This window comes from Pseudorhizobium xiangyangii (genome assembly GCF_020531965.1).
Lineage (GTDB): Bacteria > Pseudomonadota > Alphaproteobacteria > Rhizobiales > Rhizobiaceae > Neorhizobium > Neorhizobium xiangyangii.
Genome location: NZ_JAJAWH010000030.1, coordinates 16,018 through 41,982, shown reverse-complemented (window position 1 = coordinate 41,982; position 25,965 = coordinate 16,018). Strand labels below are relative to the sequence as shown.

26 protein-coding genes are annotated in these 25,965 nt (G+C 60.0%); 5 read left to right on the top strand and 21 right to left on the bottom strand.

The features are described 5' to 3' along the window. Positions 1 to 28: 28 nt before the first annotated feature. From LH464_RS20995 to LH464_RS20980, 4 genes are read right to left on the bottom strand one after another with little or no spacing between them, the layout of a single operon-like run. A complete protein-coding gene (locus LH464_RS20995; RefSeq protein ID WP_226788372.1) occupies positions 29 to 769 on the bottom strand; it encodes an ABC transporter ATP-binding protein in 741 nt (246 codons plus the stop codon). Then, complete coding sequence (locus LH464_RS20990; RefSeq protein ID WP_390625027.1) at positions 738 to 1,565, bottom strand: ABC transporter permease; 828 nt, start codon at positions 1,563 to 1,565, stop codon at positions 738 to 740. Before LH464_RS20990 ends, LH464_RS20995 begins: the two co-directional genes overlap by 32 nt. Then, positions 1,562 to 2,554 (bottom strand): ABC transporter substrate-binding protein, encoded by a 993-nt coding sequence (locus tag LH464_RS20985; protein WP_226788365.1) that lies wholly within the window; start codon positions 2,552 to 2,554, stop codon positions 1,562 to 1,564. Before LH464_RS20985 ends, LH464_RS20990 begins: the two co-directional genes overlap by 4 nt. A gap of 28 nt (positions 2,555 to 2,582) precedes the next feature. Next, positions 2,583 to 2,792 carry a hypothetical protein gene (locus tag LH464_RS20980; protein ID WP_226788364.1) on the bottom strand — a complete coding sequence of 70 codons (210 nt, stop codon included), beginning with the start codon at positions 2,790 to 2,792 and terminating at the stop codon, positions 2,583 to 2,585. Positions 2,793 to 3,086: 294 nt separating this feature from the next. Between LH464_RS20980 and LH464_RS20975 the strand changes: the two genes are divergently transcribed. Continuing rightward, positions 3,087 to 3,467 (top strand): c-type cytochrome, encoded by a 381-nt coding sequence (locus tag LH464_RS20975; protein ID WP_226788363.1) that lies wholly within the window; start codon positions 3,087 to 3,089, stop codon positions 3,465 to 3,467. Between the two features lie 12 nt (positions 3,468 to 3,479). Here the strand turns inward: LH464_RS20975 and LH464_RS20970 are convergent, their stop codons facing one another. The 6 genes from LH464_RS20970 to LH464_RS20945 are packed head-to-tail and all read right to left on the bottom strand — an operon-like array spanning position 3,480 to position 8,493. Continuing rightward, positions 3,480 to 4,112: a hypothetical protein gene (locus LH464_RS20970; protein WP_226788362.1), complete on the bottom strand. Its 633-nt coding sequence runs from the start codon at positions 4,110 to 4,112 to the stop codon at positions 3,480 to 3,482. Further along, the gene (locus tag LH464_RS20965; protein ID WP_390625026.1) at positions 4,109 to 4,972 is read right to left on the bottom strand and encodes an ABC transporter permease; all 864 of its coding nucleotides are present in this window, start codon (positions 4,970 to 4,972) and stop codon (positions 4,109 to 4,111) included. The genes LH464_RS20970 and LH464_RS20965 overlap by 4 nt, the downstream gene beginning before the upstream one ends. Then, complete coding sequence (locus LH464_RS20960) at positions 4,969 to 5,757, bottom strand: ABC transporter ATP-binding protein (RefSeq protein ID WP_226788361.1); 789 nt, start codon at positions 5,755 to 5,757, stop codon at positions 4,969 to 4,971. Before LH464_RS20960 ends, LH464_RS20965 begins: the two co-directional genes overlap by 4 nt. 43 nt (positions 5,758 to 5,800) lie before the next feature. Further along, positions 5,801 to 6,286 (bottom strand): hypothetical protein, encoded by a 486-nt coding sequence (locus LH464_RS20955; protein ID WP_226788360.1) that lies wholly within the window; start codon positions 6,284 to 6,286, stop codon positions 5,801 to 5,803. Positions 6,287 to 6,324: 38 nt separating this feature from the next. Then, entirely contained in the window at positions 6,325 to 7,302 is a 978-nt protein-coding gene (locus tag LH464_RS20950) for a YVTN family beta-propeller repeat protein (protein ID WP_226788359.1), read from the bottom strand. A 24-nt stretch (positions 7,303 to 7,326) separates the two neighbouring features. Then, positions 7,327 to 8,493: an ABC transporter substrate-binding protein gene (locus tag LH464_RS20945; protein ID WP_226788369.1), complete on the bottom strand. Its 1,167-nt coding sequence runs from the start codon at positions 8,491 to 8,493 to the stop codon at positions 7,327 to 7,329. A gap of 465 nt (positions 8,494 to 8,958) precedes the next feature. Here LH464_RS20945 and pqqB point away from each other — a divergent pair, with 465 nt between their 5' ends. The 4 genes from pqqB to pqqE are packed head-to-tail and all read left to right on the top strand — an operon-like array spanning position 8,959 to position 12,066. Further along, positions 8,959 to 9,897 carry a pyrroloquinoline quinone biosynthesis protein PqqB gene (gene pqqB / locus LH464_RS20940; RefSeq protein WP_226788358.1) on the top strand — a complete coding sequence of 313 codons (939 nt, stop codon included), beginning with the start codon at positions 8,959 to 8,961 and terminating at the stop codon, positions 9,895 to 9,897. Next, on the top strand, positions 9,894 to 10,652 hold the full coding sequence (gene pqqC, locus LH464_RS20935; protein WP_226788357.1) for a pyrroloquinoline-quinone synthase PqqC: 759 nt from the start codon (positions 9,894 to 9,896) through the stop codon (positions 10,650 to 10,652). Before pqqB ends, pqqC begins: the two co-directional genes overlap by 4 nt. Beyond that, positions 10,649 to 10,945: a pyrroloquinoline quinone biosynthesis peptide chaperone PqqD gene (gene pqqD / locus LH464_RS20930; protein WP_226788356.1), complete on the top strand. Its 297-nt coding sequence runs from the start codon at positions 10,649 to 10,651 to the stop codon at positions 10,943 to 10,945. Before pqqC ends, pqqD begins: the two co-directional genes overlap by 4 nt. Beyond that, positions 10,942 to 12,066 carry a pyrroloquinoline quinone biosynthesis protein PqqE gene (gene pqqE, locus LH464_RS20925; protein ID WP_226788355.1) on the top strand — a complete coding sequence of 375 codons (1,125 nt, stop codon included), beginning with the start codon at positions 10,942 to 10,944 and terminating at the stop codon, positions 12,064 to 12,066. The genes pqqD and pqqE overlap by 4 nt, the downstream gene beginning before the upstream one ends. A 34-nt stretch (positions 12,067 to 12,100) precedes the next feature. Here the strand turns inward: pqqE and LH464_RS20920 are convergent, their stop codons facing one another. The 11 genes from LH464_RS20920 to LH464_RS20870 form a co-directional block, all read right to left on the bottom strand. Beyond that, the gene (locus LH464_RS20920; RefSeq protein WP_226788354.1) at positions 12,101 to 14,422 is read right to left on the bottom strand and encodes an arylsulfatase; all 2,322 of its coding nucleotides are present in this window, start codon (positions 14,420 to 14,422) and stop codon (positions 12,101 to 12,103) included. 197 nt (positions 14,423 to 14,619) lie between these two features. Then, positions 14,620 to 16,431 (bottom strand): ABC transporter ATP-binding protein, encoded by a 1,812-nt coding sequence (locus LH464_RS20915; protein ID WP_226788353.1) that lies wholly within the window; start codon positions 16,429 to 16,431, stop codon positions 14,620 to 14,622. A 2-nt stretch (positions 16,432 to 16,433) separates the two neighbouring features. Beyond that, positions 16,434 to 18,218 carry a gamma-glutamyltransferase family protein gene (locus tag LH464_RS20910; RefSeq protein ID WP_226788352.1) on the bottom strand — a complete coding sequence of 595 codons (1,785 nt, stop codon included), beginning with the start codon at positions 18,216 to 18,218 and terminating at the stop codon, positions 16,434 to 16,436. An 18-nt stretch (positions 18,219 to 18,236) separates the two neighbouring features. After that, the gene (locus LH464_RS20905) at positions 18,237 to 19,112 is read right to left on the bottom strand and encodes an ABC transporter permease (RefSeq protein WP_226788351.1); all 876 of its coding nucleotides are present in this window, start codon (positions 19,110 to 19,112) and stop codon (positions 18,237 to 18,239) included. After that, on the bottom strand, positions 19,109 to 20,056 hold the full coding sequence (locus tag LH464_RS20900; RefSeq protein WP_226788350.1) for an ABC transporter permease: 948 nt from the start codon (positions 20,054 to 20,056) through the stop codon (positions 19,109 to 19,111). The genes LH464_RS20905 and LH464_RS20900 overlap by 4 nt, the downstream gene beginning before the upstream one ends. Before the next feature lie 68 nt (positions 20,057 to 20,124). After that, positions 20,125 to 21,630: an ABC transporter substrate-binding protein gene (locus LH464_RS20895; protein ID WP_226788349.1), complete on the bottom strand. Its 1,506-nt coding sequence runs from the start codon at positions 21,628 to 21,630 to the stop codon at positions 20,125 to 20,127. Positions 21,631 to 21,717: 87 nt separating this feature from the next. Further along, on the bottom strand, positions 21,718 to 22,515 hold the full coding sequence (locus LH464_RS20890) for a FadR/GntR family transcriptional regulator (protein ID WP_390625025.1): 798 nt from the start codon (positions 22,513 to 22,515) through the stop codon (positions 21,718 to 21,720). A 408-nt stretch (positions 22,516 to 22,923) separates the two neighbouring features. Continuing rightward, a complete protein-coding gene (locus LH464_RS20885) occupies positions 22,924 to 23,412 on the bottom strand; it encodes an NUDIX hydrolase (RefSeq protein WP_226788347.1) in 489 nt (162 codons plus the stop codon). Positions 23,413 to 23,457: 45 nt separating this feature from the next. Beyond that, positions 23,458 to 23,982, bottom strand: coding sequence for a transcription elongation factor GreAB (locus LH464_RS20880; protein ID WP_226788346.1), 525 nt, complete (start codon positions 23,980 to 23,982; stop codon positions 23,458 to 23,460). A gap of 406 nt (positions 23,983 to 24,388) precedes the next feature. Next, positions 24,389 to 25,123: a hypothetical protein gene (locus tag LH464_RS20875; RefSeq protein ID WP_226788345.1), complete on the bottom strand. Its 735-nt coding sequence runs from the start codon at positions 25,121 to 25,123 to the stop codon at positions 24,389 to 24,391. Positions 25,124 to 25,379: 256 nt separating this feature from the next. Next, on the bottom strand, positions 25,380 to 25,946 hold the full coding sequence (locus tag LH464_RS20870) for a trimeric intracellular cation channel family protein (protein ID WP_390625030.1): 567 nt from the start codon (positions 25,944 to 25,946) through the stop codon (positions 25,380 to 25,382). Between the last annotated feature and the right edge of the window lie 19 nt (positions 25,947 to 25,965).

The following is a 25,965-nucleotide window of genomic DNA, read 5'->3' as shown; positions in this document are numbered from 1 at the left end:
GCGATCGGCGTGGAGTTCCGGAGAGCGATCAGACCTCGTCCGGAAATCTCATGCGAAATTCCGAAACGAGATCGTCCAGCGCCTGTGCATCGCGGGAATGGCGGGAGATACAAACGTCAAAGATGCCGGCAACATGCGCCGGCCGCGGAGACAGAACAACGATGCGATCCGCCAGAAGCAATGCCTCCCGCAGGTTGTGCGTCACCATAAGCGCAGTCGTCGGTCGGGCCGACCAAACCCTCATGAGAAGATGGCGAAGCCGATCGGCGGTCGGTTCGTCGAGCGAGGCGAAAGGCTCGTCCAGGAAGAGGAGCGCCGGCTCGATGGCAAAGGCGCGAGCAAGCGCGGCGCGGCGCGCAAGCCCGAGCGAAAGCTCCGAAGGATAGAGCGCTTCCAGGCCGGAGAGACCCAGCAGGTCGAACAGGTGGCCAAGGTCCGCATCTCTCATGTTTCGGGGCAGCGCCAGGCGAACGTTCTGCTCCACCGTCCGCCAAGGGAGCAGAACCGGCTCCTGAAATACAGCGGCGACCCGGTTGGAACCGCCTTCGGGCAACTGGACCTTGCCCGAAAACTGGCGATCGAGCCCCATCAGGATACGCAACGTCGTCGTCTTGCCACAGCCCGATGGACCGAACAGGCAGGCAAACTCGCCCTGCCGCACCTCGAACGAGAGGCCCTCCAGCGCGACAAGCGTTACGCCTTCAGCCGATCGGAACGTCTTTTCTCGAATGTCGACTTTAAGCGGGGCGGCGGCGCCAACGGGTTGCATGTCGTTCAAAGGGCTGCACCAGAAAGATTTCGATCAACAGCATAATGGCCACGAAGGCCAGTGAATAGGCAAGGATGGCGGCGACGTCAAAGAGCTGGAAGTAAAGGTATATCTGAAAGCCGACGCCATTCGACCGGCCAAGCAGCTCGACGACCAGGACGATCTTCCAGATCAACGCAATGCCCGAGCGGGACGCCGCCGCAAAGTATGGTTGCAACTGCGGGATCAGGACATGCCGGACCTGATCCAGGGGCGTCAAACGATAGACGCTGGCCATTTCGGTAAAACGGGCATCCAGCGCTCGCGCGCCCTCCCGCATGGTAACGACAACATTCGGTATCTTGTTGATTGCGACCGCACCGACTGCCGCCGCCTCCGTCAGCCCCCACCAGATATAGGCCAGTACGATAACCACCAATGCCGGCAGATTGAGAAAAAGAACAAGCCAGGGATTGAAAAACATATCGGCACGCCGGTGCATGCCAAGAAGAACTCCGATTACCGAGCCCACGACCATAGCCCCCGCATAGGCAGCGGCAACACGCCAGAGTGTCATTGCAAGGTGGTAAGCGAGCTCGCCGTTGGCCGCATCCCTGGTAAGGACGCGCCAGACATCGACGGGCGGCGGAAAGGCCCGGCTAGGCCAGATTCCGGCTGCGACTTGCCAGAGCAGGCACAGCCCCAGCAACGATGCGAGGGCCGTAACCAGAGGCAGGCCTCGTCGAAGAAACAGCCACCCGCGTCGCTCCGGCCTGTTTGCACCCGCCGGCTTTCCAGATCCGAAGCCTGCCGTCATGTTTTCAGGCCAGCCCAGAACGTTCCGGGCGCCATCTGCCTTGCGTCACCAACCAGCCTGTCGCCACCCAGCTCGGCAAGAACCTCGTACAGCCTGGCGGCATCGCTTTCTTCCTCTGCTATGGGCCGGCCGGGAATGCCTTCGCGATAGCGGGTGCGCAGCACCTCGAGTTCCCTTCCCTCCGCACGCACGATCGGAGCAAGGCGTTGCCATTCCGCATCGGACTCCGCCAGGATTTTCTTGGCTTGGGCGCTGGCCTGGACGAAGCCCATCACCGCCTCCAGATGCTCGTTCGCCCATTGATCGTGAAAGACATATCCCAACGCCGAGACAGGTCCCGTGGCCCCCAGTGCCGTGGCTGCCTCCTCCGCGCCGATCAGGCGGCGAAACCCGTTGGCCTCCAGCCTGGCACAGAAATGCCAGAAGTTGAGGACGGCATCGAGCTCTCCGGTAGCGGCCTTCTCCGAAAGAAGCGGCGGCGCACCGAAGAGGATCTCGCTCTTTTCGGGCAGGTCGATCTGGTAGTCACGCCGGGCAAGGCCCTGGATCAGCAGCCAGCTCTTGTCGAGCGGACCGCCGGTCACGCCGATTTTCCTGCCCACAAGGTCTGGAATACCGCGGAGAGGCGCCTCCTGCTTGACCATGATGGCGCCAACCGCCGTCGAATAGGGGACCAACGTTAGGCCGGCGCCCTGCGAACGCTGACGAGACACCCACAGCCAGTCGGAGACAATGACGTCGACACTTCCTCCCAGAATGGCCACGTTGGTGGCATCCTCGCCGGCGAAATAAACGACCTCGACCTCGACCCCGTTCGCCACGTCGAGCGCATGGTGCTTGATCGTGTCGAGCTCCCAGTTCACCGTACCAAACTTCAGGACACCGACCCTGATCTTCGGAGCCGCCGCATGGGCCGGTCCACGCATCACCAAAGAACTTGCGACGGCCAACAGCGCCGATCCGCAAAATTCGCGCCTCAATATGCTCATAACCCCTCCAACGACAGCGAACAGAGCGTCAGATTTCCCGGCTCTGGTCAGGAAAAACACACTTCCAGCGCACGATCCTTACAGCCGGATGGCTCTCGGACCACTTCGCGATTTGGGTGGGGGCCAGAATCATGCACTGAAAGAGCGATCCCTGGCTCTCGAAATAGAGGTGCTCGGTGCGGCAATTGCTGGGGTTGGCCAGCACGCACACGGTGAGCACGAGATCGACGAGGTTCATTGGCACCTTTCCCTGCACGCAGTCGCGCAGAAACAACGCAGACTGTCATGCGCCGCACGCCAGCCTGAAACAGCCTTCGCAAGGTGCCCGATGGAAAGCTGAGAATGAGGATACGCGGGCGACCAAGGTGCGTCAACATCGTGCAAATATCCGCCCTTGGCGATGCGAGGCGATGACAGTTTTGCGCTTGTTGACTTGCCCTGCGGTAGGGTTACGTTCAGTGGCGTGAGTGAAGTTCAGCGTGATGCCGACTTCCAGGCATCATTCCGACTGCTCGAACCTCAGGAGGAAAGCATGCATGCCACTGTCTGTTTTAGTGCATTGGGCATAATTCTCGCGACGGCAGGACATTGTCCCGCGCAGGATGCCGCCGCGGGCGAAAAGGTATTCACGAAATGTAAGGCCTGCCACGTTGTCGATGCCGACAAGAACAAGATCGGGCCGTCGCTGATGGGCGTCATCGGAAGGACCGCCGGAACGCATGAGGGGTTCAAGTACTCGGCGGCTATGACCGATGCCGGTAAGGCAGGTACCGTATGGGATGAACAGACTTTGGCCACCTACCTTCATAATCCGAAGACATTCATCAAGGGCACGAAGATGGCATTCGTGGGCCTGAAGGCAGACGAGGATGTCGCTAACGTCATCGCCTACCTGAAGCAATTCCCGAAATAGCCCGTTCCGGGGTTACTTCGGCTGCAGCGTCTCACCGATCGCCTTGGCAAGCGCGTAGAGACGCTGCTCAACCAGAGTCGGCACTTCGCAGACGAACGTCAGAGATTGCACGCGTTCCTGGAAGATGCGCGTCTGGAAGATGAGGCGGTCATTGCGCACTGCAAGCTCGTTGGCATTGACATCGGGTTTCACACGCAATGCATCGACGGCAGAAGCCTCCTGACGCAACTGTGCCGCCATTTCGCGCTGCCGGTCAGCATAGCGCGCGATGCCGGAAATCACGTGCGAACGCTCCCGGTTCATGTGGTCGAACAACCCCTGCACCAGCATCAGCATTCGCTGCTTCCGGTGCTGGTCCGGTTGCCCCTTGGCGAATTCCCTGATCCGCTGCTCTGCCTCCGCCAGCGGCATCCGGCGCGCTGAAAGCTCAGCCACCAGAAGCGAAACCGCAGCATCTTTCTGCCAGTCCGCTGTCGCCGGAGGAAGCTCGCCGCCAGTCCAGATCTGCCCAATCGATAATTCCGGCACCTTGCGCTGGATACAGGGCCACTCCGGATCATCGCCCTGGGCAGCTCGAACAGCGTCGCTGGATATGCTGCCCAGCGCGACAGTGACGGATATCCATGTGATGAGCCATCGCATCATGCGTTTCCTCCTGTGTCTTGCCTTCGGACGAGCAGCCCGGTCGATGGATCGTAGGCGAGGATCGCACCGCCTAGGAACAGGACGATGCATCCCAGGACCACCAGCAGGGAGTGCCAATCGACCTGGCCGTAAAGGGCGAAACGGATCAGCTCAACGGCATAGGTGAACGGATTTGCCAGGCAGATCTTGTGAAGGAGCGGGCTCGATTCCTGAATGCGCCAGAGCGGATAAAGAGCGGGCGATGCGAAATACATCGGGAAGATCACAAAGTTCATGACGCCGGCAAAGTTCTCCAGCTGCTTGATCATCGACGACAGCAGCATCCCGAGGGAGCAGAGCATCATGCCGGAAAGGAACAGCGCGGGCAGAACAAGGAGATAACCCGACAAGGGGGGCCTCACCCCCCAAAACCAAGCCACAGCCAAAAACGCATAGACCTGCAGTATCGACACGGTGACACCGGCAAACAGCTTGGATACCAGCAGGAACCAGCGCGGGAACGGACTGACGAGCAGGGTCCGCATGTTTCCCATTTCGCGGTCATAGACCATCGAAAGCGAGGACTGCATACCGCTGAACAGCAGGATCATGGCACACAGGCCGGGGGTGATGTAGACCTCATAGAGCACATAGGTCCTGTAGGGCGGAATGATGGAGACTCCGAGAACCTGGCGAAAACCTGCCGCGAACACGAACAGCCAGAGGAGCGGGCGAACCAGCGACGAAATGAACCGCTCCCGCTGATTGAGAAAGCGGAGGCCTTCCCGGATCAGGATGCCTTTGAGGCAGACGAGATACTGGCGGAAGCTGAAGCCCGGAGCGGTAGAGATCTCCGCCAACGTAGCGCCTGGAACAATCATGACGGACCTCCTTCGCTCGAAGACTGCTTCAATCCGGTCAAGGTCGAGAAGGCCTGTCGAATGGTTTCGGCACCGGCCGAACGAGTGACGTCGGTCACCTTTCCGGTTGCCAGCACTTCGCCCTTGTGAAGAACCACGGCATGGTCGCTTTCCTGGACCTCGTCGATCAGATGCGTAGCCCAGAAAACGCTGATGCCATCCCTTGCCACAAGCTCCCGGATGGTTGCCAGGATTTCGGCCCGCGATTGTATGTCGAGCCCGACGGTCGCCTCATCGAGCAGGAGCAGTTGCGGTCTATGCAGAAGCGCCCGCACGATCTCGACACGCCGCATCTGCCCCCCGGAAAGGCTGCGCGCCTTGTCGTGGAGGCGGTCGCCCATATCGACCTGGGCCAGCAGCACCTTGATGCGCTCAGATGCACCGCGGCTGCCGATCCCGTGGAGAGAGGCATGGTAGGACAGGTTCTGATGGACGGTGAGATCGAGATCCAGCGTGCGCGCCTGAAATACGATGCCGAGGCGACGCAACGCTTCGCCCGGCTGCCGGCTTATGTCGTGCCCAAAGATGCGAATGGTACCGTGACGCGCGTTGTAGAGATGACTGACCAGTGACAGGAGCGTGGTCTTGCCGGCCCCGTTGAGACCAAGCAAGACCGTAAACTTGCCCGGCGCGATCGCAAAGGATACGTCGGACAAGGCTTTCTTCGGGCCGTAGGCATGGGTCACGCCCGAGACCTCAAGCGCCGCAGGCAGTTTTATGCCCTCATTCGCCTTCACATGCTGCATGACGTGGCTCTCGTTCAAGGGCAGAGCGCAAGTAGGCTGAATCCTACTTGATGGCGATCGTACCCTTCATGCCCTTGTCTGCAAGATCGGGAACGGACCAGGTATAGTTGCCGGGCCGGATCGTCGTGAACTGCACTTGCATCGTGCCTTCCGCGTCGAACTCGAGCCAGGCCGGCGCACCGTTCATGTGAACCTCCAGGTCATTGATGACGATCTGGTTCATCCACACATTGCGGAACAGGTCGGTGGCGAATTTGTACTCCAGCCCGGCTGCCGACGTGATCTTCCAGCGATAACCCTGCCCGGCGATCAGTTCGAAGTCTTTCTGGTTGACGGTAAAACTATCGCCGGCTGATCCGAGAATGAGTTCCGGGACATCCTTGCTTGCCCGTGAGACCCGTTGCGATGCTTCCGCAGCCGCAGGTGCTTCATCATCGTCATCGTCGTCGGCCTCCTGCGCAAGGCTGGACGTCACCGATAAAGCGGCTCCCAAAAATGCATAGAGCACGAATTTCCCATATTTCTTCATGTTTTCCTCCTCCTTGAAAAAGACTTCGGTCCTATGGATCAGTTGGGAGACACCACCACTCCCCAAGGCAGTGCGCCGACAGTCACGGACTGAACCGGCTCGTCGGTGGCGACGTCGATGAAAGTAATGTCGTTCGAAACGCCGTTCGTGCTGATGATCGTCTTCTGGTCGGGCGTGAATGCGAGCTGCCAGACCCGCTGCCCGACGAGCACGTATTTTTCAACTTCGTAGGTCTCGGTATTGACCACCGCCACGCGATTGGCAGGCCCGAGCGCCACATAGGCCTTCTTGCCGTCCGCAGTGATGCGCACGCCAACCGGCTGGATGGCCTCCGAACGCAGCCCCGGGATTTCGAAGCTGATCTTGTGCTTGATCTCGCGCGTGGAGTTGTCGATGACGGAGACCGTGCCGCCGATTTCCGAACTCACCCAGACTTCGGAATTGTCCGGCTTGAACTCCGCGAAGCGCGGGCGGGAATCGACGAGGACGTTATGGGTGATCTCGTTCGTCGCTGTGTCTATGAAATGGGCCATGTTGGTCGTTTCGGAGGTATTGACCATGGACTTGCCGTCCGGGCTGATGCCCATGCCCTCCGGCTCCACGCCAACCGGCACTTCGGCCAGCACGCCCTTGCTTTCCAGATCGATGACGGTAACCAGATTGTCGTCCTCATTGGCGACATAGAGGGTTTTCCCGTCCGGTGAGAGCACGAAGAGCTCAGGATCCGGCCCGGAAGGCAGCGAGCCCACGATCTCGTGGGTCGCCGTGTCGATGATCTCGATCGTGTCATCGTCGCTGGCGCAAAGGTAGATGTACTTGCCGTCGTGGGAAATCGTGATCCCGCGTGGCCTTTGTCCCACATCGATGGTCCGGACGACTTCCATCGTCGTTGAGTCCACCACCGTGACGGTATTGTCCTTCTCGTTCGAGACGTAGACCATGTAGGCAAAAGCCGGGCTGCACAGGCTTGTGGCGCCGGCAAATCCGATAGAAAGCAACGTCAGTTTTCGTAGCATTCGGTCCTCTCCCCTTCTCAAAAGCTAGTCCAACACACATTTCGTCTCCGGCTGGTCGATCCCGAGCGTGTCGAGTTCGGAAACCTGATGAAGAAACCCTTCCTGCGGCGAGGTCGAAACCACCGACCGGTCATCTCCCAAGAAGATGGGCTGGCGCAATTGCCAGTTCCACTCACGGAAAGTCAGCTTCTGCCCCTTGAAGGCGGCGATGGAAAAATCCTCGCTGCGAATGAAATCGGCTATCTTTGCCGTATCCGCTACCTGGGTGCGTGTAGCGGCCTCGCCAATGATCCTGGCGGCAGTCCAGGCCGCCATGTCCTTGGATAGCATCCGCCGGCCATTTGCCTTGGCGAAACGGTTCTGGATCTGGGTGCCGCCCCATTGCTCACTCGCGGGATGCCATGCGGACGGAACCAGGCCGGCAGTTCCTGCTACCGGTCGCGGAACCCAGGTACGGTATGGAAGATAGGTTCCGAAAACCTCGCTCTCATCCGCCACCAGCAATACGTCGTGTTCGGGAAAATCCTGCGTGAAAACAGGCATCTGCCGCTGGATTTGCACCACGCCGGAATCCGTCCGTCGCGCGGTACCAGTGTCGGCAAACTCTTTTTCCGCAACGATCTCGCCACCGAAGCGGGTAGCCGCCCGACGCAGCGCGTCGGCGAATTGCTTATCGGCATCGTGCGAACCATGGACCAATACCCATCGTCGCCACTGTTTCCAGATCAGATACTGAGCCAGCCCATCCGCAAGCATCGTGCGGGTAGGAGCCGCGTGGAACACGTTTGAACGGCACTCTTCCTCGCGCAGGCTGTCATCGGTCGAACCTACGTTGAAGATCAGCAGCCCCTTGTCCTGGGCAAGGTCGGCTATCGAGAGAAGTTGTGGGGCGGAAAGGTCCGTCAGAAAGTATGTGACCCCCTTCTGCACCAACTCCTCGTACGCCGCGACGACATCCGCGCCGAGCTTCACCTCCACCACATCAAGCGAGAATTTTTGCCCAAGGAAACTGCCTGTCGTGTTGTTGTCCGCGACGGCCACCTCCGCACCGGCAACGCCTTCGTCGCGCGGCGCAACATCCAGCACGGAAAGCGCCAGCTGAGGCTCGTAAGCTCGAATATAACCTAACTTGATTTCCAGGACCGGCTTCACGGCCTTGGCCGGCTGCTGCGCTGCAACATCGCATATGATCGAAGCTGAAAGCAAAACGGAAATAGATACAAGGAACACATTGCGCACCGCGAACCCGCCTCCCAACGAACGCCATACAGAAACCCCGACGCAAGTCGGATCTGTGTAAGAACATTTCGGTGCCGCAGCCAACCTAACCAAGTTAAACTGGATTTCAACTGAAAAAACGAGACCGTGCCGACCAAGCTTTCGTGACAATGCTGGGACTTGGATATAAACTATTTGAGCGTATGGTGGACGTGGCCGATATGGCCGTTGCGAGGAAGGAGGAATTAATGAAAAAGATCTGGAAGAAACCAGCGATGTGCACGGTCGCTGTTGGAATGGAGATGTCACGTTACTTTCCTGCCCAACTGCCCGCGAAGAAATAGCTAGCCTCCACCGTCCTATCCGGGCCTTCCGGGTGGGGCGGCCCCTCAGGTATCCACAAGGCGATGGAAATCGCCTCGGCAAGGGGAAGGCGCTATGCATCTAAAGATCCTGGGATCCGCCGCCGGAGGCGGATTTCCCCAGTGGAATTGTAATTTTCATTTGAGCCGGGCCGCGCGAACAGGCGCAGCCGGCCTCAGGACCAGAACCCAGTCAAGTCTTGCCGCCTGCGCCAACGGGAATGACTGGATCATTTTCAACGCCTCTCCGGACATCCGCGAACAGATTGCCGCGACGACCTGTCTTCAGCCAGCAGCAAGCGGCCCCCTACGATCCACCCCGATCTCCGCCGTAGTGTTGACCAATGCCGATGTGGACCACATCGCCGGGCTTCTGAGCCTGCGCGAAAAGGAGCGGTTCGTCATCTACGCGACCGATCGCGTTTTGGCGGTTCTGGAGCAGAACTCCATCTTCAACGTGCTCGACCGTACGCTCGTCGAACGGCGCAAGCTTTCGTTAGATGCGAAGTCAATCATTCTGGATTGGCAGGGGCGCCCGACGGGCATTTCCATCGAGGCATTTCCAGTCCCGGGAAAGATCGCCCTTTTCCTTGAGGATGAGGCAAAGGCGGACGAGGGCTTCGGAACGCAGGAGGGCGATACGGTCGGCTTGCGCATTACGTCTGACAACAGTGACGCAAGCGCTTTTTATATCCCCGGCTGCGCGCGGGTCGACCGTGACCTCAAGGCACGGCTCGACGGGGCTCAATGCCTCATGTTCGACGGCACCGTCTTTACCGATGACGAGATGCTGGCGGCAGGCGTAGGGGCAAAGACCGGCCAGCGCATGGGCCATATGCATATCGCGGGAGCGGACGGTTCCATCGCCGCATTGGCTGATGTCCCGATCGGCCGCCGCATCTACGTGCACATCAACAACACCAATCCGATCCTCGACGAGCGGTCTCCCGAGGCCCAGATCGTCAGGGAACACGGTTGGGAGATAGGGTATGACGGAATGGAGGTTCGCCTGTGAATGAATTCGCAGATGCTGCAAGCGGCGGCCTGACGCCGACAGAACTCGAGAATGTGCTGCGCAAGGTCGGGGCATCGCGCTATCACAACCGTCATCCGCTGCACCACAAGATGACGTCGGGGACCCTCTCCAAGGGCCAGCTGCAAGCCTGGGCACTGAACCGCTACTGCTACCAGTCTGTCATTCCTCGTAAGGATGCGATGATCATCGCTCGAGCCGAAGACCCGGCGTTTCGCGCGGAATGGCGCAAGCGCATCGAAGACCATGACGGCACCGACGGCTGGAATGGCGGCATCGCCCGCTGGGTGAAACTCGCGACGGGGCTAGGGCTCGGCGAGGCGCTGGTGATCAGCGAGAGAGCGGCACTTCCGGCAACCCGGTTTGCAGTCGGCGCCTATCTTTCCTACTGTACCAACCGTACGCTGCTCGAAGCGGTTGCCTCGTCGCTGACGGAACTCTTCTCTCCGACGATCATCAGCGAGCGCGTGCCGGCCATGCTTGCGAAGTACGACTATATCAACGATGATACCTTGAGCTATTTCACGGCTCGTCCAGCGCAGGCCGCGCGCGACGCCGATTTCGCTCTCGCCTATGTCCTGGAGCATGCGGACAGCGCCGAGAAGCAGCAGGCGGTGATCGACGCGCTTGTCTTCAAATGCGACGTATTGTGGGCGATGCTGGACGCCCTGGAACAGGCCTATGGCGAGCACGGCCACATACCGCCGGGCGCCTTCGACCCGGAGCGGGAAAGATGAGGCCGCAACGCGAACGGGCGGTCGTGTCGGCCAACTCGATGCCGGCCCTGAAGCCGCATGTAAGACTGCAATATGATCCGGTGCGCGGCGCCTGGGCACTGCTGTCGCCGGAAAAGGTGTTCTGGCCGGACGAGGTGAGCCTCGACATCCTCAGGCTTTGCGACGGCAAGCATACGGTGACGCAGATCCTGGAGGAACTGGCCGGACAATACGAGGCGCCGGTCGAAGAGATCGCCGCCGATGTGGAGGCATTCATGCAGGAATGGTCCGATCGATTTCTGGTGACGCTATGAGTGAGACAATCCTTCCGCCGATTGGCATGCTGGCCGAACTGACGCACCGCTGTCCGCTGCAATGCGTCTACTGCTCCAATCCCGTGGAACTCCTGAAGGCCAACCGCGAAATGCCGACGGAGGCCTGGGTCTCGCTATTTGAGCAGGCGGCAGATCTCGGCGTGCTGCAGATTCATCTCTCCGGCGGCGAACCGACGCTGAGGCCCGACCTCGAGGTAATGATCGAAGCCCTCTCGCGGCGCGGGGTCTACACCAACCTGATCACCGCCGGCGTTGGCATTGCCGAGGGCCGGATCGAAGCCATGGCGGATGCCGGGCTCGACCACGTGCAGATCAGCTTCCAGGGCGCCTTCGCGCCGACGACCGAGAAGATCGGCAACAACCGTGGCAGCCACGAGAAGAAGATGGAGACGGCACGCCGAGTGCGGGCCGCCGGCCTGCCACTCACCATCAATGCCCCCGTCCACCGGCACAACATGGACGAGGTACCGGATTTCATCGAACTTGCTCTCGAACTCGATGCCGAGCGTCTGGAGATCGCCAATGTGCAATATGCGGGATGGGCGCTCCTGAACCGCAACGCGCTGATGCCGGACAGGGAGGCCGTGGAGCGCGAAGTGGAGGTCGTGCGCCGCGCCCAGGAAGAGCTATACGGCATTCTTACCGTCGATTTCGTCACTCCGGACTATTTCGCGATCTACCCGAAACCCTGCATGGGAGGCTGGGCGCGCGATGCGTTCATGGTTGCGCCGGACGGCACCGTCCTGCCCTGTCATGCCGCAGGCACTATACCCAACCTTGTTTTTGACCGCTTCGGCGACAGGAGCCTTTCCGAAATCTGGCATGGCTCCCCGGCCTTCAACGCCTTCCGCGGCACGGAATGGATGGCCGAGCCCTGCCGAGGCTGCGAGCGCAAGGAGATCGACTGGGGTGGCTGCCGCTGCCAGGCGATGGCGATTGCCGGAAATGCGGCGGCCACCGACCCGGCCTGCATCAAATCTCCGCTCCACGCCCGGATGGCGGCGCTGATCGAGGAAGCCATGGCCTCCGACAAGGATACATTCCACTATCGCCGGATCAGCGGCCCGGTTCCAACCCACCAACTGGAACCGGCCTCCTGAAGGGTACGTCTTCTCCAAGGCCGTACGAGAACGTTCAGTCCCGCGCCATCGCCGCAGCAAACTTGCGCTCCAGATCGAGATACACATCGTCGGCGACGTCGTAGACCACCTTGATGATGCGCCCGCCTGTAAAGGGGAAACGCGGCTTGTAGTCACCGCATACAGGATCACCGCTGTCGTAGCCGACGGCAAGCCCCTCCCCCGCCAGGGCATAGTGCCCCGTCTGTACCCGGAAACTGCCAGCGTCGGCGACCTCCTCATCGACGTAAAGCGTCATCCTGCCGAGCGCCTCGTGGTTCTTTCCAATGCTATCCTTGATGAACTCGACGCCAACGATGTGCTTTCCGACCTTGGGGATGTCGCAGCTCAGGCGTTGTTCGGGCGGAATACCGAGGAAGTTATAGACGAAGTTCAGCTTCCCGCCCGTCACGAACATCGAATAGCCGCCGAAGCGCGACCCCTGCGAAACGATCACGCCCTGCGTGTCCCCGGCAAACTCAACCTCAGCGAAGATCTTGAACGTATTGCCGAGGGTCCGCGCTGCCGAGGCTTCCGGGATCTCCGTCGTTCCGGGATAATAGACGTAACGGCCGCTCGCCGGCTTGGCTGCCTTGTACTCGAGCGCATGGAGGTCGACGATCCCGAGATCATTGAGCGGCAGCACGCTATACCGCTCCGCCTCCTTCAACCAGAGTGCGGCAAGTTCCTTGACCTTGTCGGGATGCTCGCTGGCCAGATCGTTCGCTTCGGCCCTGTCCTGATCAGTATTGAAGAGCTGCCAGCGATCCTGGTCGAACCGCCCTCTGTCGATAAGCGGACCATGCTCGGTCGCCGCTTTCCATCCCTTGTGCCATATGCCGCGCGTGGACAACATCTCGTAATACTGTGTTTCCTTCTTGGTCGGGACATCTGCATCGTCGAACGAATAGCGCATCGAAACGCCGACGAGCGGCTCCTGCTTCACGCCATCGACCTCGTCAGGAAACGTGATGCCGCAACAATCCAGGATCGTCGGCACGATATCGGTGCAGTGATGATATTGATGCCGGATCTCACCCTTGGCCTTGATGCCTTTCGGCCAATGGATGATCAGCGGATCGCAAGTCCCGCCGGCGTACTGCGAGTATCGCTTGAACATCCGGTACGGCGTGGAGAAGGCGACCGCCCAACCCGTGGGATAGTGGTTGTAGGTATCCGGCGATCCAAGCTTGTCGATCATCGCCATGTTGCTTTCGATGTCGTCCGGATAGCCGTTGAAGAAGCGGTTTTCGTTCACCGACCCGTTGGGACTGCCTTCGCCGGACGCGCCATTGTCGGCGCAGTACAGGATCACAGTGTTGTCGAGCTGGCCGGACTCCTCGAGGTAATCGACAAGTCGGCCGATCTGGACATCGGTATACTCGGAGAAGGCCGCATAGACTTCGGCCATACGGGAGAAGAGTTTTTTCTCTTCAGCCGACAATTCGGCCCAAGGGCGGACGGCATCGCCCTCCATGAACGTGCCCTCGGCCATCGGATTGAGCGGCGTAAGTTCGGTGCCCTCGGGCAGGATGCCGCGTCCGATCATCCGCTTCAGCACCCATTCGCGATAGGCCTCATAGCCATCATCGAACTTGCCCTTGTACTTCGCGATGAATTCCTCAGGTGCATGATGCGGCGCGTGGTTTGCACCGGGGCAATACCACAGATACCAAGGCTTCTCAGGCTGTGACTGTCTGGAATCGCGGATAAAGTTGATCGCCTTGTCGGCGATATCCTTGGAGAAATGATAGCCGTCCTCCGGATAGGAGGACTGTTCTACGAAGTGGTTGTCTTCGATGAGCTCGGGATACCATTGGTTCGTCTCACCGCCGATAAAGCCATAGAATCTGTCGTAGCCTAGCCCAAGCGGCCAGAATTTTCGTGACGATGCCATGTCGAAGGCGTCGACCGGGACGTTGTGGTTCTTTCCTACCCAAAAAGTACTCCAGCCCGCATCACGCAGGACGGTGGCCATGGTGGCGATATTGGCGGCGCGATGGCCACAGTAGCCGGGAAAGCCGACAGCCGACTCGGCGATCGTGCCAAATCCGTTCTGATGGTGATTGCGACCGGTCAGGAAGGTCGAACGTGTCGGCGAGCATACCGACGTTGTGTGCCATTGGCTGTACGTCAGCCCATTCTTGGCAAGGCGATCGAGAGTGGGCATCTCGATCCGCCCACCATAGGGCGACCAGGCTGCCTGGCCGGTATCATCGTAGAGAATGACAAGTACGTTGGGTGCTCCGGTTGGCGCTCGCTTCGCGAGAAAGGCGTCCCAATCGGGTTTCGAGTCGCGAATGTCGAGCTCGACCTTCCCTTCGAATGACCTGGACATGGCTGCCGCTCCTTTTGATGCGGTGAGCATCACGACAACCGAACTGGCCACAAGTACGTAACGGTAACGCCTCATGGCGTTACCGTTAAATCAGGTAACTCTCATCGCATTGTGGGACAGGATGAGCCGCGGACGGCCGTCGACGGAACGCGCTCAGCCGGTTGAACCGCCTGAAACCTGCGCTATGACCACACCGGTCAGGCCACCTGGACCACGTGACCTTCCGACACCTCGCGGTATTGCCGCACCGGCGGCTTGTAGTCCATGCCGCGTATCGGGCTCTTCAGTTCGTCGTTGGAGATGCCTCGTCGGATCCCGCGCCGCCCAGGATCTGGCACAGGTACCGCCGCCATGAGCTTCTTCGTGTAGGGATGCTGCGGGTTTTCGAACACCGCAGCACGCGGGCCGATCTCCACGATTTCTCCCAGATACATCACCGCCACCCGGTGACTGACGCGCTCGACCACCGCCATGTCGTGGGAGATGAACAGAAAGGCGATGTCGAGGCTCTGCTGCAGATCGAGCAGCAGGTTGCAGACCTGCGCCTTGATCGACACGTCGAGTGCCGACACGCTTTCGTCGGCCACGATCACTTTGGGATCGAGCGACAGTGCGCGGGCGATGGCGATGCGCTGGCGCTGGCCACCGGAAAACTCGTGCGGGTAACGATCCGCCATGTCCGGCGACAAGCCCACCTTGGTCAAAAGGTCGGCCGTCTTTTCCTTCGCCTGCCTGGCCGTACCGAGCTTGTGCTTGATGAACGGCTCCGAGATCGCCGCTCCGACGCTCATGCGCGGATTAAGAGAGGAGAACGGATCCTGAAAGATCATCTGCACGCTCTTGCGCAGATTGCGCAGACCGACCTGGTCGAGCCGCAGCACATCATAACCGTCGAGCGAGACCTCGCCTCCGGTCGGTTCGATCAGGCGCATGATCGACCGGCCCGTCGTGGACTTGCCGCAACCAGATTCACCGACGAGCGCCAGCGTTTCACCCCGAAACAGGTCGAAGGAGACGTTCTCGACCGCATGCACCGCGCCGGTCTGGCGGGAAAACAGGCCGGAGCGGACAGGAAAGCGGGTGACGAGGTTTTTCACCGCCAGAAGCGGCGTCTTGCCCTTCTCCACTGTATCGGTAGCCTCGACCGGCTCCGCCGCTTCGCCCGTCGTCACATCAACGACCGGGAAACGCGTCGGCCACGTGTGACCCTTCATAGAGCCCAGTTTCGGCACGGCCGAAAGAAGCGCCCGTGTGTAAGGATGCTTGCCACGGAGGAAGATGTCTTCGGTGGCTCCAGCTTCGACCTGCTCGCCGCGATACATGACGATCGTGCGGTCGGCGATCTCCGCAACAACGCCCATGTCGTGGGTTATGAAGAGGACGGACATGCCCTCTTCTTCCTGAAGGACTTTTATGAGGTCGAGGATCTGACCCTGGATGGTCACGTCAAGCGCCGTCGTCGGCTCGTCGGCAATCAGAAGTTTTGGCTTTGAGGCGAGCGCCATGGCGATCATTACGCGCTGGCGCATGCCGCCCGAAAACTGGTGCGGGTATTCGTCGAAGCGCGACGAGGCGTTTGGAATCCGCACCTTTTCCAGCAGCCGCACCGTTTCCTCGCGGGCCTGGGATGCCGTCATGCCCTTGTGGCGGACCAGCACCTCCGAAATCTGCCGACCTATCGTGAAGATCGGGTTGAGCGAAGTCATCGGCTCCTGAAAGATCATCGCGACGTCGTTGCCGCGCACGCCGCGCATCTCCTTTTCCGACAGAGCAAGAATATTTCGGCCATTGAGCAGAACCTCACCTTCGATGCGGCTCGAACCCTGCGACAGCAGTCGCATGATCGACAGTGAGGTGACGCTTTTGCCGGAGCCGGATTCACCGACGATCGCCACCGTCTCGCCGGTGTTTACATCGAAGGAGACGTCGCGAACCACGGTCTTCCAGCCGTCGCCGGTGCGGAACGAGGTGGTAAGGTTCCTGACGGACAGGACGGGCGCGTCAGCCATGCTCAGCGCCCCACCGCATAGGCCTGCATCAGGCGTGGCGTTGCCGCCGCGCGCAGCAGGCCGTCAGCCTCGCGCTTGGCAGCGGTCAGACGACCAACCGTCCACGTATCCGACACGGTGACATCGTGGCCGCGCTTGCGCAGGTCGCCCAGCGCCGCCTCGCCGACGCTCGCCTCGACCATGATGTTGCCCGGCTGGCTGGTGCGTGGATAGAACGAACCCGGGAAATGCGTGGTGTGGAACAGCGGCATGTCGATGGTCGCCTGCAGGTTCTTGCCATGGTGCACGTAGCGCAGGAAGAACGGCAGCTGCCACTGGTCCTGCTGGTCACCACCGGGCGTTCCGAAGGCGAGTGTCGGGCGGCCCTGATGCAGTGCCAGCGACGGCGTCAGCGTCGTGCGCGGACGACGGCCCGGCGCCAGCGAGGTTGGCAGACCCTCCTGCAGCCAGAACATCTGCGCACGCGAGTTCAGCGCGAAACCCAGGCCGGGAACGATCGGAGAGGACTGCAGCCAGCCACCGGAGGGTGTGGTCGAAACCATGTTGCCCCAGCGGTCGATGACGTCGATATGGACGGTGTCGCCACGCTTTTCGGAGAGATGCGACATGGTCGGCTCGTAAACGGCACCCTTGCCGCTATAGCTCGCCAGCATCGACATGGTGAGGTCGTACTGGTTCTCGAAACCGGAAACCCTGCCGGGACGCAGTTCGTACGACGCTTCTGCGCCGATCAGCTTGCGACGCTCGTCATTGTAACTGTCCGACAGCAGGTATTCGACCGGAACCTGCGCGAATTCGGGGTCGCCGTAATAGACTTCGCGGTCGGCAAAGGCGAGCTTCATCGCCTCGATGACAGTGTGCACGAATTCCGGGCCGGAAGGGTCCATAGACGCCAGATCGATCTTCTTCAGCAGCGCCAGCGACTGTAGCAGAACCGGCCCCTGCCCCCAGCTCGGCGTCTTGGCAATGGTCCAGTCGTGGTAATCGTAGGTCTGCGGCGCCTCGATCGTGGCGCTCCAGCCGGCCATGTCGGCAGCGGTCAGCACGCCCTTGTGCTTCGAACCGCTGGCATCCATGACCTCGGCGGTCTTCAGGAAATCCTCGATCGCCTCGGCGACAAAACCGCGATAGAAGGCGTCGCGGGCAGCATCAACCTGCGCCTCGCGGCCGGTTTTTGCCTCCGCTTCCGCAATGATGCGCTTCCAGGTCTCTGCGAGAACCGGGTTCTTGAAGTTCGAATGCGGCTCCGGCGCAGAACCGCCCGGCAGCCATGTCTCGTAGGAGGTCGGCCATTCCTTCTCGAAAAATTCCGCAAGTCCCTTGATGGTCGCCGAGACGCGCGGCAGCACCGGATGGCCGTGTTCGCAATAATAGATCGCCGGCTCCAGAACTTCGCGCACGGACATCGTGCCGTAGTCGCGCAGCATCAGCATCCAGCCATCGAAGGCGCCGGGGATGACGGTGGCGAGCAGGCCATCACCCGGGATGAGCTTAAGACCTTCCGCCGTGTAGTGCTCGATTGTGGCGCCAGCCGGTGCAGGTCCCTGCGCACAGATGACCTCGACCTTGTCCTTCTTCGTCGAGTAGATGATCGCCGGCATATCGCCGCCGGGGCCGCAGAGATGCGGCTCGACCACCTGAAGTACGAAGCCCGTCGCGACCGCCGCGTCAAAGGCATTGCCGCCCTTTTCGAGGATGGCCATGCCGACGGCCGACGCGATCCAGTGGGTGGACGTCACGACACCGAAGGTACCGAGGATTTCAGGACGTGTTGTAAAGTCACTCATGCTGACATTCCTTGAAACTTAGTTTTCGCGGGGGTCGAGCGCATCGCGCAGGCCATCGCCGAGAAGATTGAAACCGATGACCACTAGGAAGATGGCCGCACCCGGCCACATCGCCATCCATGGCGCCTGGCTCAAAAAGTTCTTGGCAACGTTGAGCATCGAGCCCCAGCTTGGTGCCGGCGCCTGCTGCCCGAGACCGAGGAAGGACAGGCTCGCCTCGGCGATGATCGCGGTCGCCACCGTCAGCGTTGCCTGCACGATGATCGGTGCAAACACGTTGGGAAGGATGTAGCGGGTCATGATGTCGACATGGCCGAGGCCAACCGAACGGGCACCCTCGACATAATCCTCCGTCTTCACCGCCAGCACCTGTCCACGGGTCAACCGCACGAAGATCGGCATCGCCGAAAGCCCGATGGCGATCATCGCATTGGTGAGGCTCGGACCGAGGAAGGCCGCGAGCGCGATCGCGGTGATCAGGAAGGGCATGGCGAGCAGCGCTTCGGTAACGCGCTGGATGACCTGGTCGACCCAGCCGCCGAAATAACCGGAGAGCAGGCCGAACGGCACGCCGATCGCCACAGCGATAGCCACCGAGATGACGCCGGCCATCAGCGAAGCGCGCGCCCCCCAGATCATGCGCGAAAGAATGTCGCGACCCAGGTCGTCAGTGCCCATCCAATGGGCCGCAGACGGCGCCTTGCGGATCGCAGACCAGCTGGTGGCAACCGGATCGGGGATAGGCAGGATCGGCGCGGCAATTGCCAGAATGGCGAAGAACAGGATGATGACCATGCCGACGATGGAGCCACGGTTGGCGCACATCTTGCGCCAGGCCCGGCTCTTTTCGCGGGATTTGGCGATCGTGGGGGCAGTCTGTTCGATCACCGTCATAGCGTTGCCCTCAGGCGCGGATTGAGGAGAACGTAGAGCACATCCGCAATCAGGTTCATCAGGATGAAGCCGATGGCCGTGCACATTACAATGCCCTGAACAACGGCATAATCGCGGGTGAAGACGGCATCGACGGTCAGCTTGCCGAAACCGGGGATGGTGAATATCTGTTCGGTCAGCACAGCGCCGGCCAGCAGTTCGCCGAACAGCAACGCCGACAGGGTGACGATCGGCAGCAGCGCGTTTCGGAACGTATGGCTCAAGATGATTTCACGCGGCGACAATCCCTTGGCGCGGGCAGTGCGAATGTAGTCGGAGCTGAGCACGCCGAGCATGGCCGAACGGGTATGGCGCATCAACTGGGCGGCAAGCGCCGTCGACAGCACGAAGGCCGGCATGATCATGGTTTTGATCGAGCGCACGGGATCGACGAAGATCGATTCGTAGCCGGAGGCCGGCAGCCAGCCGAGATTGACCGACACCAGCAGGATCAGCATGATCCCGAGCCAGAAATTCGGCACGGAAAGGCCTGACAAAGCCACGATGTTAGCGATGTAGTCCCACGCGCGGTTCTTGTAGACGGCCGCCAGGATGCCGGCCGGAATGCCGATCAGCAAGGCTAGTATCATCGACATGACAGCGAGCTGGATCGTCACCGGAAGCTTCTGGCCGATCAGTTCGAGGACCGGCTGGTTGGTTCGCAGGGAGATGCCAAAATCACCGACGAGAATGCCGCCGATCCAGGAGAAATACTGGACGATGACTGGATCATTGAGGTGGTACTTTTCGCGCAGGAACGCGATCGTCGCGGGGTCCCGTTCTTCACCGGCCATGGCCAGGATCGGATCGCCGGGCAGAAGTTTCTGCAGCGAGAACACGAAGATCGAGATGATCAACAGCGTCGGGATCGCGACCAGCAGCCGCTTGCCGATATAGACAGGCATGACATCGCCCTCTTGATTTGCAGGAGGCCGCGCGGAATTTTGTCCCGCGCGGCTGTCTTGAGGTGAAATTACTTCTTGGAGACACCCAAGAGACGCATCATGCCATCCGGCGACGGCTCAAAACCCTCGACCTTGTTGGAGATGGCGTAGGCGTAGGGCTGGTGGCCGAGGTAGATGATCGGCATGTCGTCAGCGAGTATGACGCTGGCGGCGTCATACTTCTCCTTGCGCACGGCATCGTCCGGCGAAGTGCGGGCTTCGTCCAGGAGCTTGTCGACTTCCGGGTTGCAATACTTCACGTCGTTGATGCCACCCTTGCAGGTGACGAACTGATGAAGGTTACCATCCGGGTCGATGCGGCCGGACCAGTCGGAACGGCTGAGCTGATAGTTACCGGCGGTCTGTTCCGACAGCAGCGTGGCAAACTCGGTCGCCTTCAGGCTGACGTTGAAGCCGGCTTCGGCCACCATCGACTGGATGACCTGCATCATCTGCGTCTGGGTGGTGTTGTTGGCGTGCTGCAGCTCGATGTCGAGCGTTTCGTAGCCCGCTTCCTTCATCAGCTGCTTGGCCTTTTCGATGTCACGCGCCGGTACGGCTAGGTCCTTGTTGAACCACGGGCTGCTGGGCGGGAACGGCTGATTGCCTGCCATGGCCGTGCCTTCGTAGACGATCTGGCTAATGGCCTCGCGATCGATCGCCAGCGAAAACGCCTGACGAAGACGCTTGTCCTTGCCGAGCGGGTTGTCCGCGCGCTCGCCGTTGGCGACGTTGGCATACATGGCCATGTAGCCGGGTCCGATGACGTCGGCGTAGGTGAGGTTCGGGTCGTTCTTCACGGACTCGGCATCGGATGCCGAGATACGCTCGGCGATATCGAGGTCACCCGAACGCAGGTTGGCCAGCTTCACGGTCGTATCCGGGATCGGAAGGTAGGTAATCTTGTCGACGAGGATCTTGTCCTTGTCCCAATAGTCGGCGAACTTCTCCAGCACGATACGGTCCTGCTGGATACGCTCGACGAACTTGAACGGACCGGCGCAGACCGGCTTGGATCCGAAATTGGCGCCGAGTTCCTTGGCAGCCTTCGGCGACACGATCATGCCGGCGCGGTCGGAAAGCTGGGCCAGAAGCGTGACGTCCGGAGACTTCAGCGTAAACTTCACTTCCAGCGGGCCGCTCGCTTCCACCTTGGCGACAGAGGCGAGTTCGCTCTTGCGGCGCGATTCCGGCAGGGTCATGTTGCGTTCTATGGTGGCAACCACGGCGGCGGCATCGAGAACCTCGCCATCGTGGAATTTCACGCCGTCGCGGATCTTCATGGTCAGCACGTTACCGCCTTCAGACCATGCCCACTCGGTAGCCAACTGCGGGACGATCTTCATCTCCTGCGAGATGTCGACAAGCTTGTCGCACATCGCCGTATAGACGAGACGCCCGACGAAGGTGCGCGACTGCGCCGGGTCGAGAACGTCTGCATCGTCATTGAGGCCGATCCGCAGTTCGGCGGACATGGCCGGGAAGGCAAGGAAGGCGCCGGCAAGCAGCGCAGATGTCAGGCTGGCAATTTTCATCTGTTCGATCCTCTGGTCTGATTTTTCTCTGTTTTGGCATTGTTCTTGTTGGCCGCCCGCGAAGGAACGGCAGGTATTCCAGATGTCTCAGGAGGCCGCGCTGAGCTGGCTGTCCTCCTCATCCACGATCGCGAGACCTTCGATTTCCTCATCCGTCAGGCCCGCATCGTCGAGAGAAGTGGCGCGGATCAGCCGCTCCTGATGCATCAGCAGATGCTGGCGCATCGCCTCACCCGCCTTGCCCGGATCACGCGCCCCAATGGCATCAACGATAGACAGGTGCTGCAGGTAGGAAGCCTTTTCGTTCTTTCCGGCACGACGGGCGCGCTCGCGGATCAACTGCCAGGCATCATCTTGGCGGATGCGATTGACGACATCGAAGATCGACAGGAAAAGCTGGTTGCCGGCGCTCTGGGCAATCTGGCGATGAAGCGCCCCGTCCCACAGTTCCTTGGCATCGGCGTCCGTGCTCTGACCGATCTTTTCAGCCAGCGCCCGCATGCGCTCGATTTCGGCAGGTTTTGCACGCATGGCGGCGAGCTGCGCCAGTTGCGGCTCGATGCGCAGACGCACCTCCATGATTTCCATGATGTCGGTGCCGGCGACAAGCGCATCGACATGATTGGTCCAGCCATCCGGCTTCTCGCCAACAAAGGTCCCGGCACCTTGGCGACGCCAGATCAGACCTTCGGACTCGAGCACTTCCAGGGCACGACGAACTGAACGGCGGCCGACATTAAGGGTCTCTGCAAAAGCGCGCTCGGTTGGCAATCGCCCGCCGCTTGCGAGCTGCCCCGTTCGAATGAGCTCGCGCAGTTTTTCCAGGGCGTAATTTGAGTTGTCCTTAGGCTCTAACTCAGTTGACCGTGCCATTTTGCGAACCATTCTTCTATTGGTTCGATTGGAGAATATTTCGGTGAAAGCGTCAAGATGTTTTTTAAGCACCCCAACGGATCGCCTAGATTATGAGCACATCGCTGCTGGAACCACATTTGCCAACTCGGTGGACTTCGAGCCATTAAACAACCGCCAGGAAGCATTGGCCGTCGCTTCGACCAAAAATCAGCACACATGCGCCGACGGGCATGGCGGCACGTGGAGCAGCATACATGGCAATACAGTCGCTAAAGTCCTGCCGTGGCGCGGTGGATCAGGAATCCGAGGTTGGTCGACGCATGACCCGTCGTATTGAGGGTCCGCACAGAGAACGAACGGCAAGCGGCGAGACGGGAAAATACAGACGTTGTCGAATGCGTTTGCGAAGCGGCAAGGCCGCCTCGCAAACGTCGGTGACTAGTCGGCCTTGTCGAACCCCGCCTCGGATGAGGCTTGGATTAAAGCTGCCAGTTCGTTGTTGGCGACCGTGTTGGTCGCTTCACTTATCGAAAACCAGCGCCGCTTCCGCTCTTTCGATTCCTGCCATCTCACCAGCGTTCCACGCACCCGCAGTGGAAAGACGCGCACACGAAGAATCTCTTCCGAGCAACCGTGTTTGGAGTAGTGGAAATCTCCCAAAGGCCGCGGAGCAAGATCTCCGATGATCCCCGCTTCTTCCAATGCTTCCCGTCCCGCGGACTCAGCCTCGGATTTTCCAGCGATCGGCCACCCCTTTGGAATAATCCACTGCCTACCGCTTCGCGAGGTAATCAGCATGATCCTCAGAAGGCCCTTCTTTGACATGCGCCATGGCAAGGCACCAACCTGAGCCAGCGGTTCTGTCGCAGCGATGCCGCATCGGCCCGCCACTCGTATCGGATTCAACATATTCTCCAGTTCGGGCAATTGGTTCGGAGCCCGCCGGGGGCTCACGATTGACGGCGCTAGCTTTCAGGCCGCGCTGGGGCCGGGGTCATCGTCGTAGTTGATTGGCAGCGGCTTTGTCCGAGGCCGGAAGGTGACCACTTGTGGGGCATCATCGACAATTGCTCCGGTGGAACCTGGCGTGCTGGACATCCTCTCGTTTGCCTCAGGCTGATACAGCAGACGGTCGACCTGCAGTACCTCAAGGCTTCCATCCTCCAGACGGCAGTCCACCGTTTCGCCCTGCGCCAGACCAAGCAAGGCAAGTCCCCGCATGGTGTGAACTGAAAGCGCAAACTCCGGTAGTTTCTCGGGGCTGCTCCTGACGAGCACATGCGGTCCGGTTGGCCGTTGGTTTGTTTTATAGAGGATTCGACTATCGAGCGTTACCACGTCTGGCGGGATGTCATCCTTGAAGAAGATCTCCGCGTGGCTAAGCTTTTCCCGCAAAAGGACTGTGAACGCATTCGGCTTGTCACAATAGTAGTCGAGCATAGACATCAAAACGCTGGCGTCGCCAACTGTCAGTTGACAGAAGGATTCTCTGGACATCGGTTTCTCCGATACAAATGGGTTTGGCAGGAGGGTAACGACCCCTGGTCAAGTGGCTTTACCGGACCAGGGGCATCGATCCTGCGCCCAGCCTCCCCGAGCGCAGCGATAGCGTATCGGCGAGACCCAAATGGAAATTCGAGAACCAAACATAAATGTGAGAAGCAACGCGCAAAGTCATGAAACTCTCTGTACCTACCCTGAAGTCCGGCCTCGGCGGCGCCGGGACTATCGACTAGTTCGCTGGATATCGTCCCCTCGCCCGGTCATTTTCCGGACGGGGGCCGCTAGTTCGCGATAATGCTAGCCTTCAGTGAGTGGAGATTTTTCAATAGGAGTTTCATGTCACCTATCATGGCCGCATGGAGGCTGTTGTCAAGCGGCGGCACCAAAGGGACGGAGCCGTTCAAGACACCACGTCCAACCCTAGCGCGCGACGCTTCATCTCCCGTGCGGCAAGGGACACATTAATCGAGATTTTGCAGGCGTAGCTGTCTTCGAACGACAAGGAACTGTGTTCAAGATCAGTGACCGACGTTGCCAATTCCAGACCCTTGGGACCTTGTCGCCTCTCGTTGCGGAAAAAGCTTCGTCCGTCCGTGTAGCCAAGCCAAAGGCGGTCGTAGGAAGGCTTGGCCTTCAGCTTCTGCAATGCGTCAAGATAATCCTCCTCGATGTCCGGCCCCGTTCCAGCGAGCAGCGATTGACCCAGAGACCTCCGGTCTATGCTTGGGCGCCTCCAGACAAAGAAGCGGTTCTGCACGAGATCCAGATATTCATCGATGGCAGGAACAGGGATAGACTCGGCGGCAATAGGACTGAAGAGAAGAAACGGATCGCTCTCATGGTCGGTTGCACCCGATCTGAAACATAGAACTTCTTCCAGCGATGCCGAAATCTCGGGCCAACCGCTTAGAACGGCTGCGGTAACATCCGGAGAGACATTCGCGTTCCGCCAAAAGGCGTGAATTATGGCCAGCGCGATCCAGGCCTGCGTTCCAACAGCCGAAGTGCCAATTCCGACCATGTGGACTGCATCAACAAGCGGTGCGATCGAACGCACTTCCTCATGCAGGCTGGCTGCCAGATCGCCAAGGGAAGGACGATCAAAATCAAAACTCTCGATTGGAGAATGAACCATGTCGATGACCTTTCGACCAGATGGCGCGGCTCGGAAGCGAAGTGGTCGACCGAAGGCGCTATTTCTTGGGAACCGGCAGATAATCCCGGGCGCATCTTAGTGCGACCGGGTCACGCTCCTGCTTTGAGGCGCAGGGGCTCCCGTCTGGCTTGTGGTCCGCACGTCATCATGTGGGTGATCGTATGCTTACCCACGATTAAGTCAACGGCGAGGTGGGGCGCATAACCCCAGGCATCGGCTAGCGTGAACATCAACATCAATCACGAACGTATGTGAATTTCGGCAAGCTCCAGCGAAACCGTATCGCGGTCAGCCTCAGCGCCAATCCTATGACCAAAGCCGCCAATAGCGCGAAAGACTCGCCAAGGCCAACATAGATCGTGCCCACATAGGCAATACCCGCCACGACTGAAACCGTCGCGTACAGTTCCGCACGGAATAACAGCGGCACTTCGGCACACAACATATCTCTCAGCACTCCCCCGGCGCAGCCCGTTATCACGCCTGAGGCGACCACGACTGAAATGGGAAGATCAAGGTTTGCGGCAATGCGACAGCCAATAACCGTGAAGACCGCAAGACCGATGGCATCGAGGATCAGGAACAAGTGTCGAAGCCTTGGCATCAGCCTTGCCAACGCCACGGTGGCAAGAGCAGCGCCACAGGTCACGCCCAGCAGATACGGCCGTTCCACCCAAGAAAGTGGATGGTTATCGAGCAGCACATCGCGGACGGAGCCACCTGCAAGAGCAGTGACACTGCCCAGGACACAGACGCCCAACCAATCCATTTCGCGCCGCCCCGCTGCGATAGCAGCGGTCATGGCCTCCACGATGATCGCT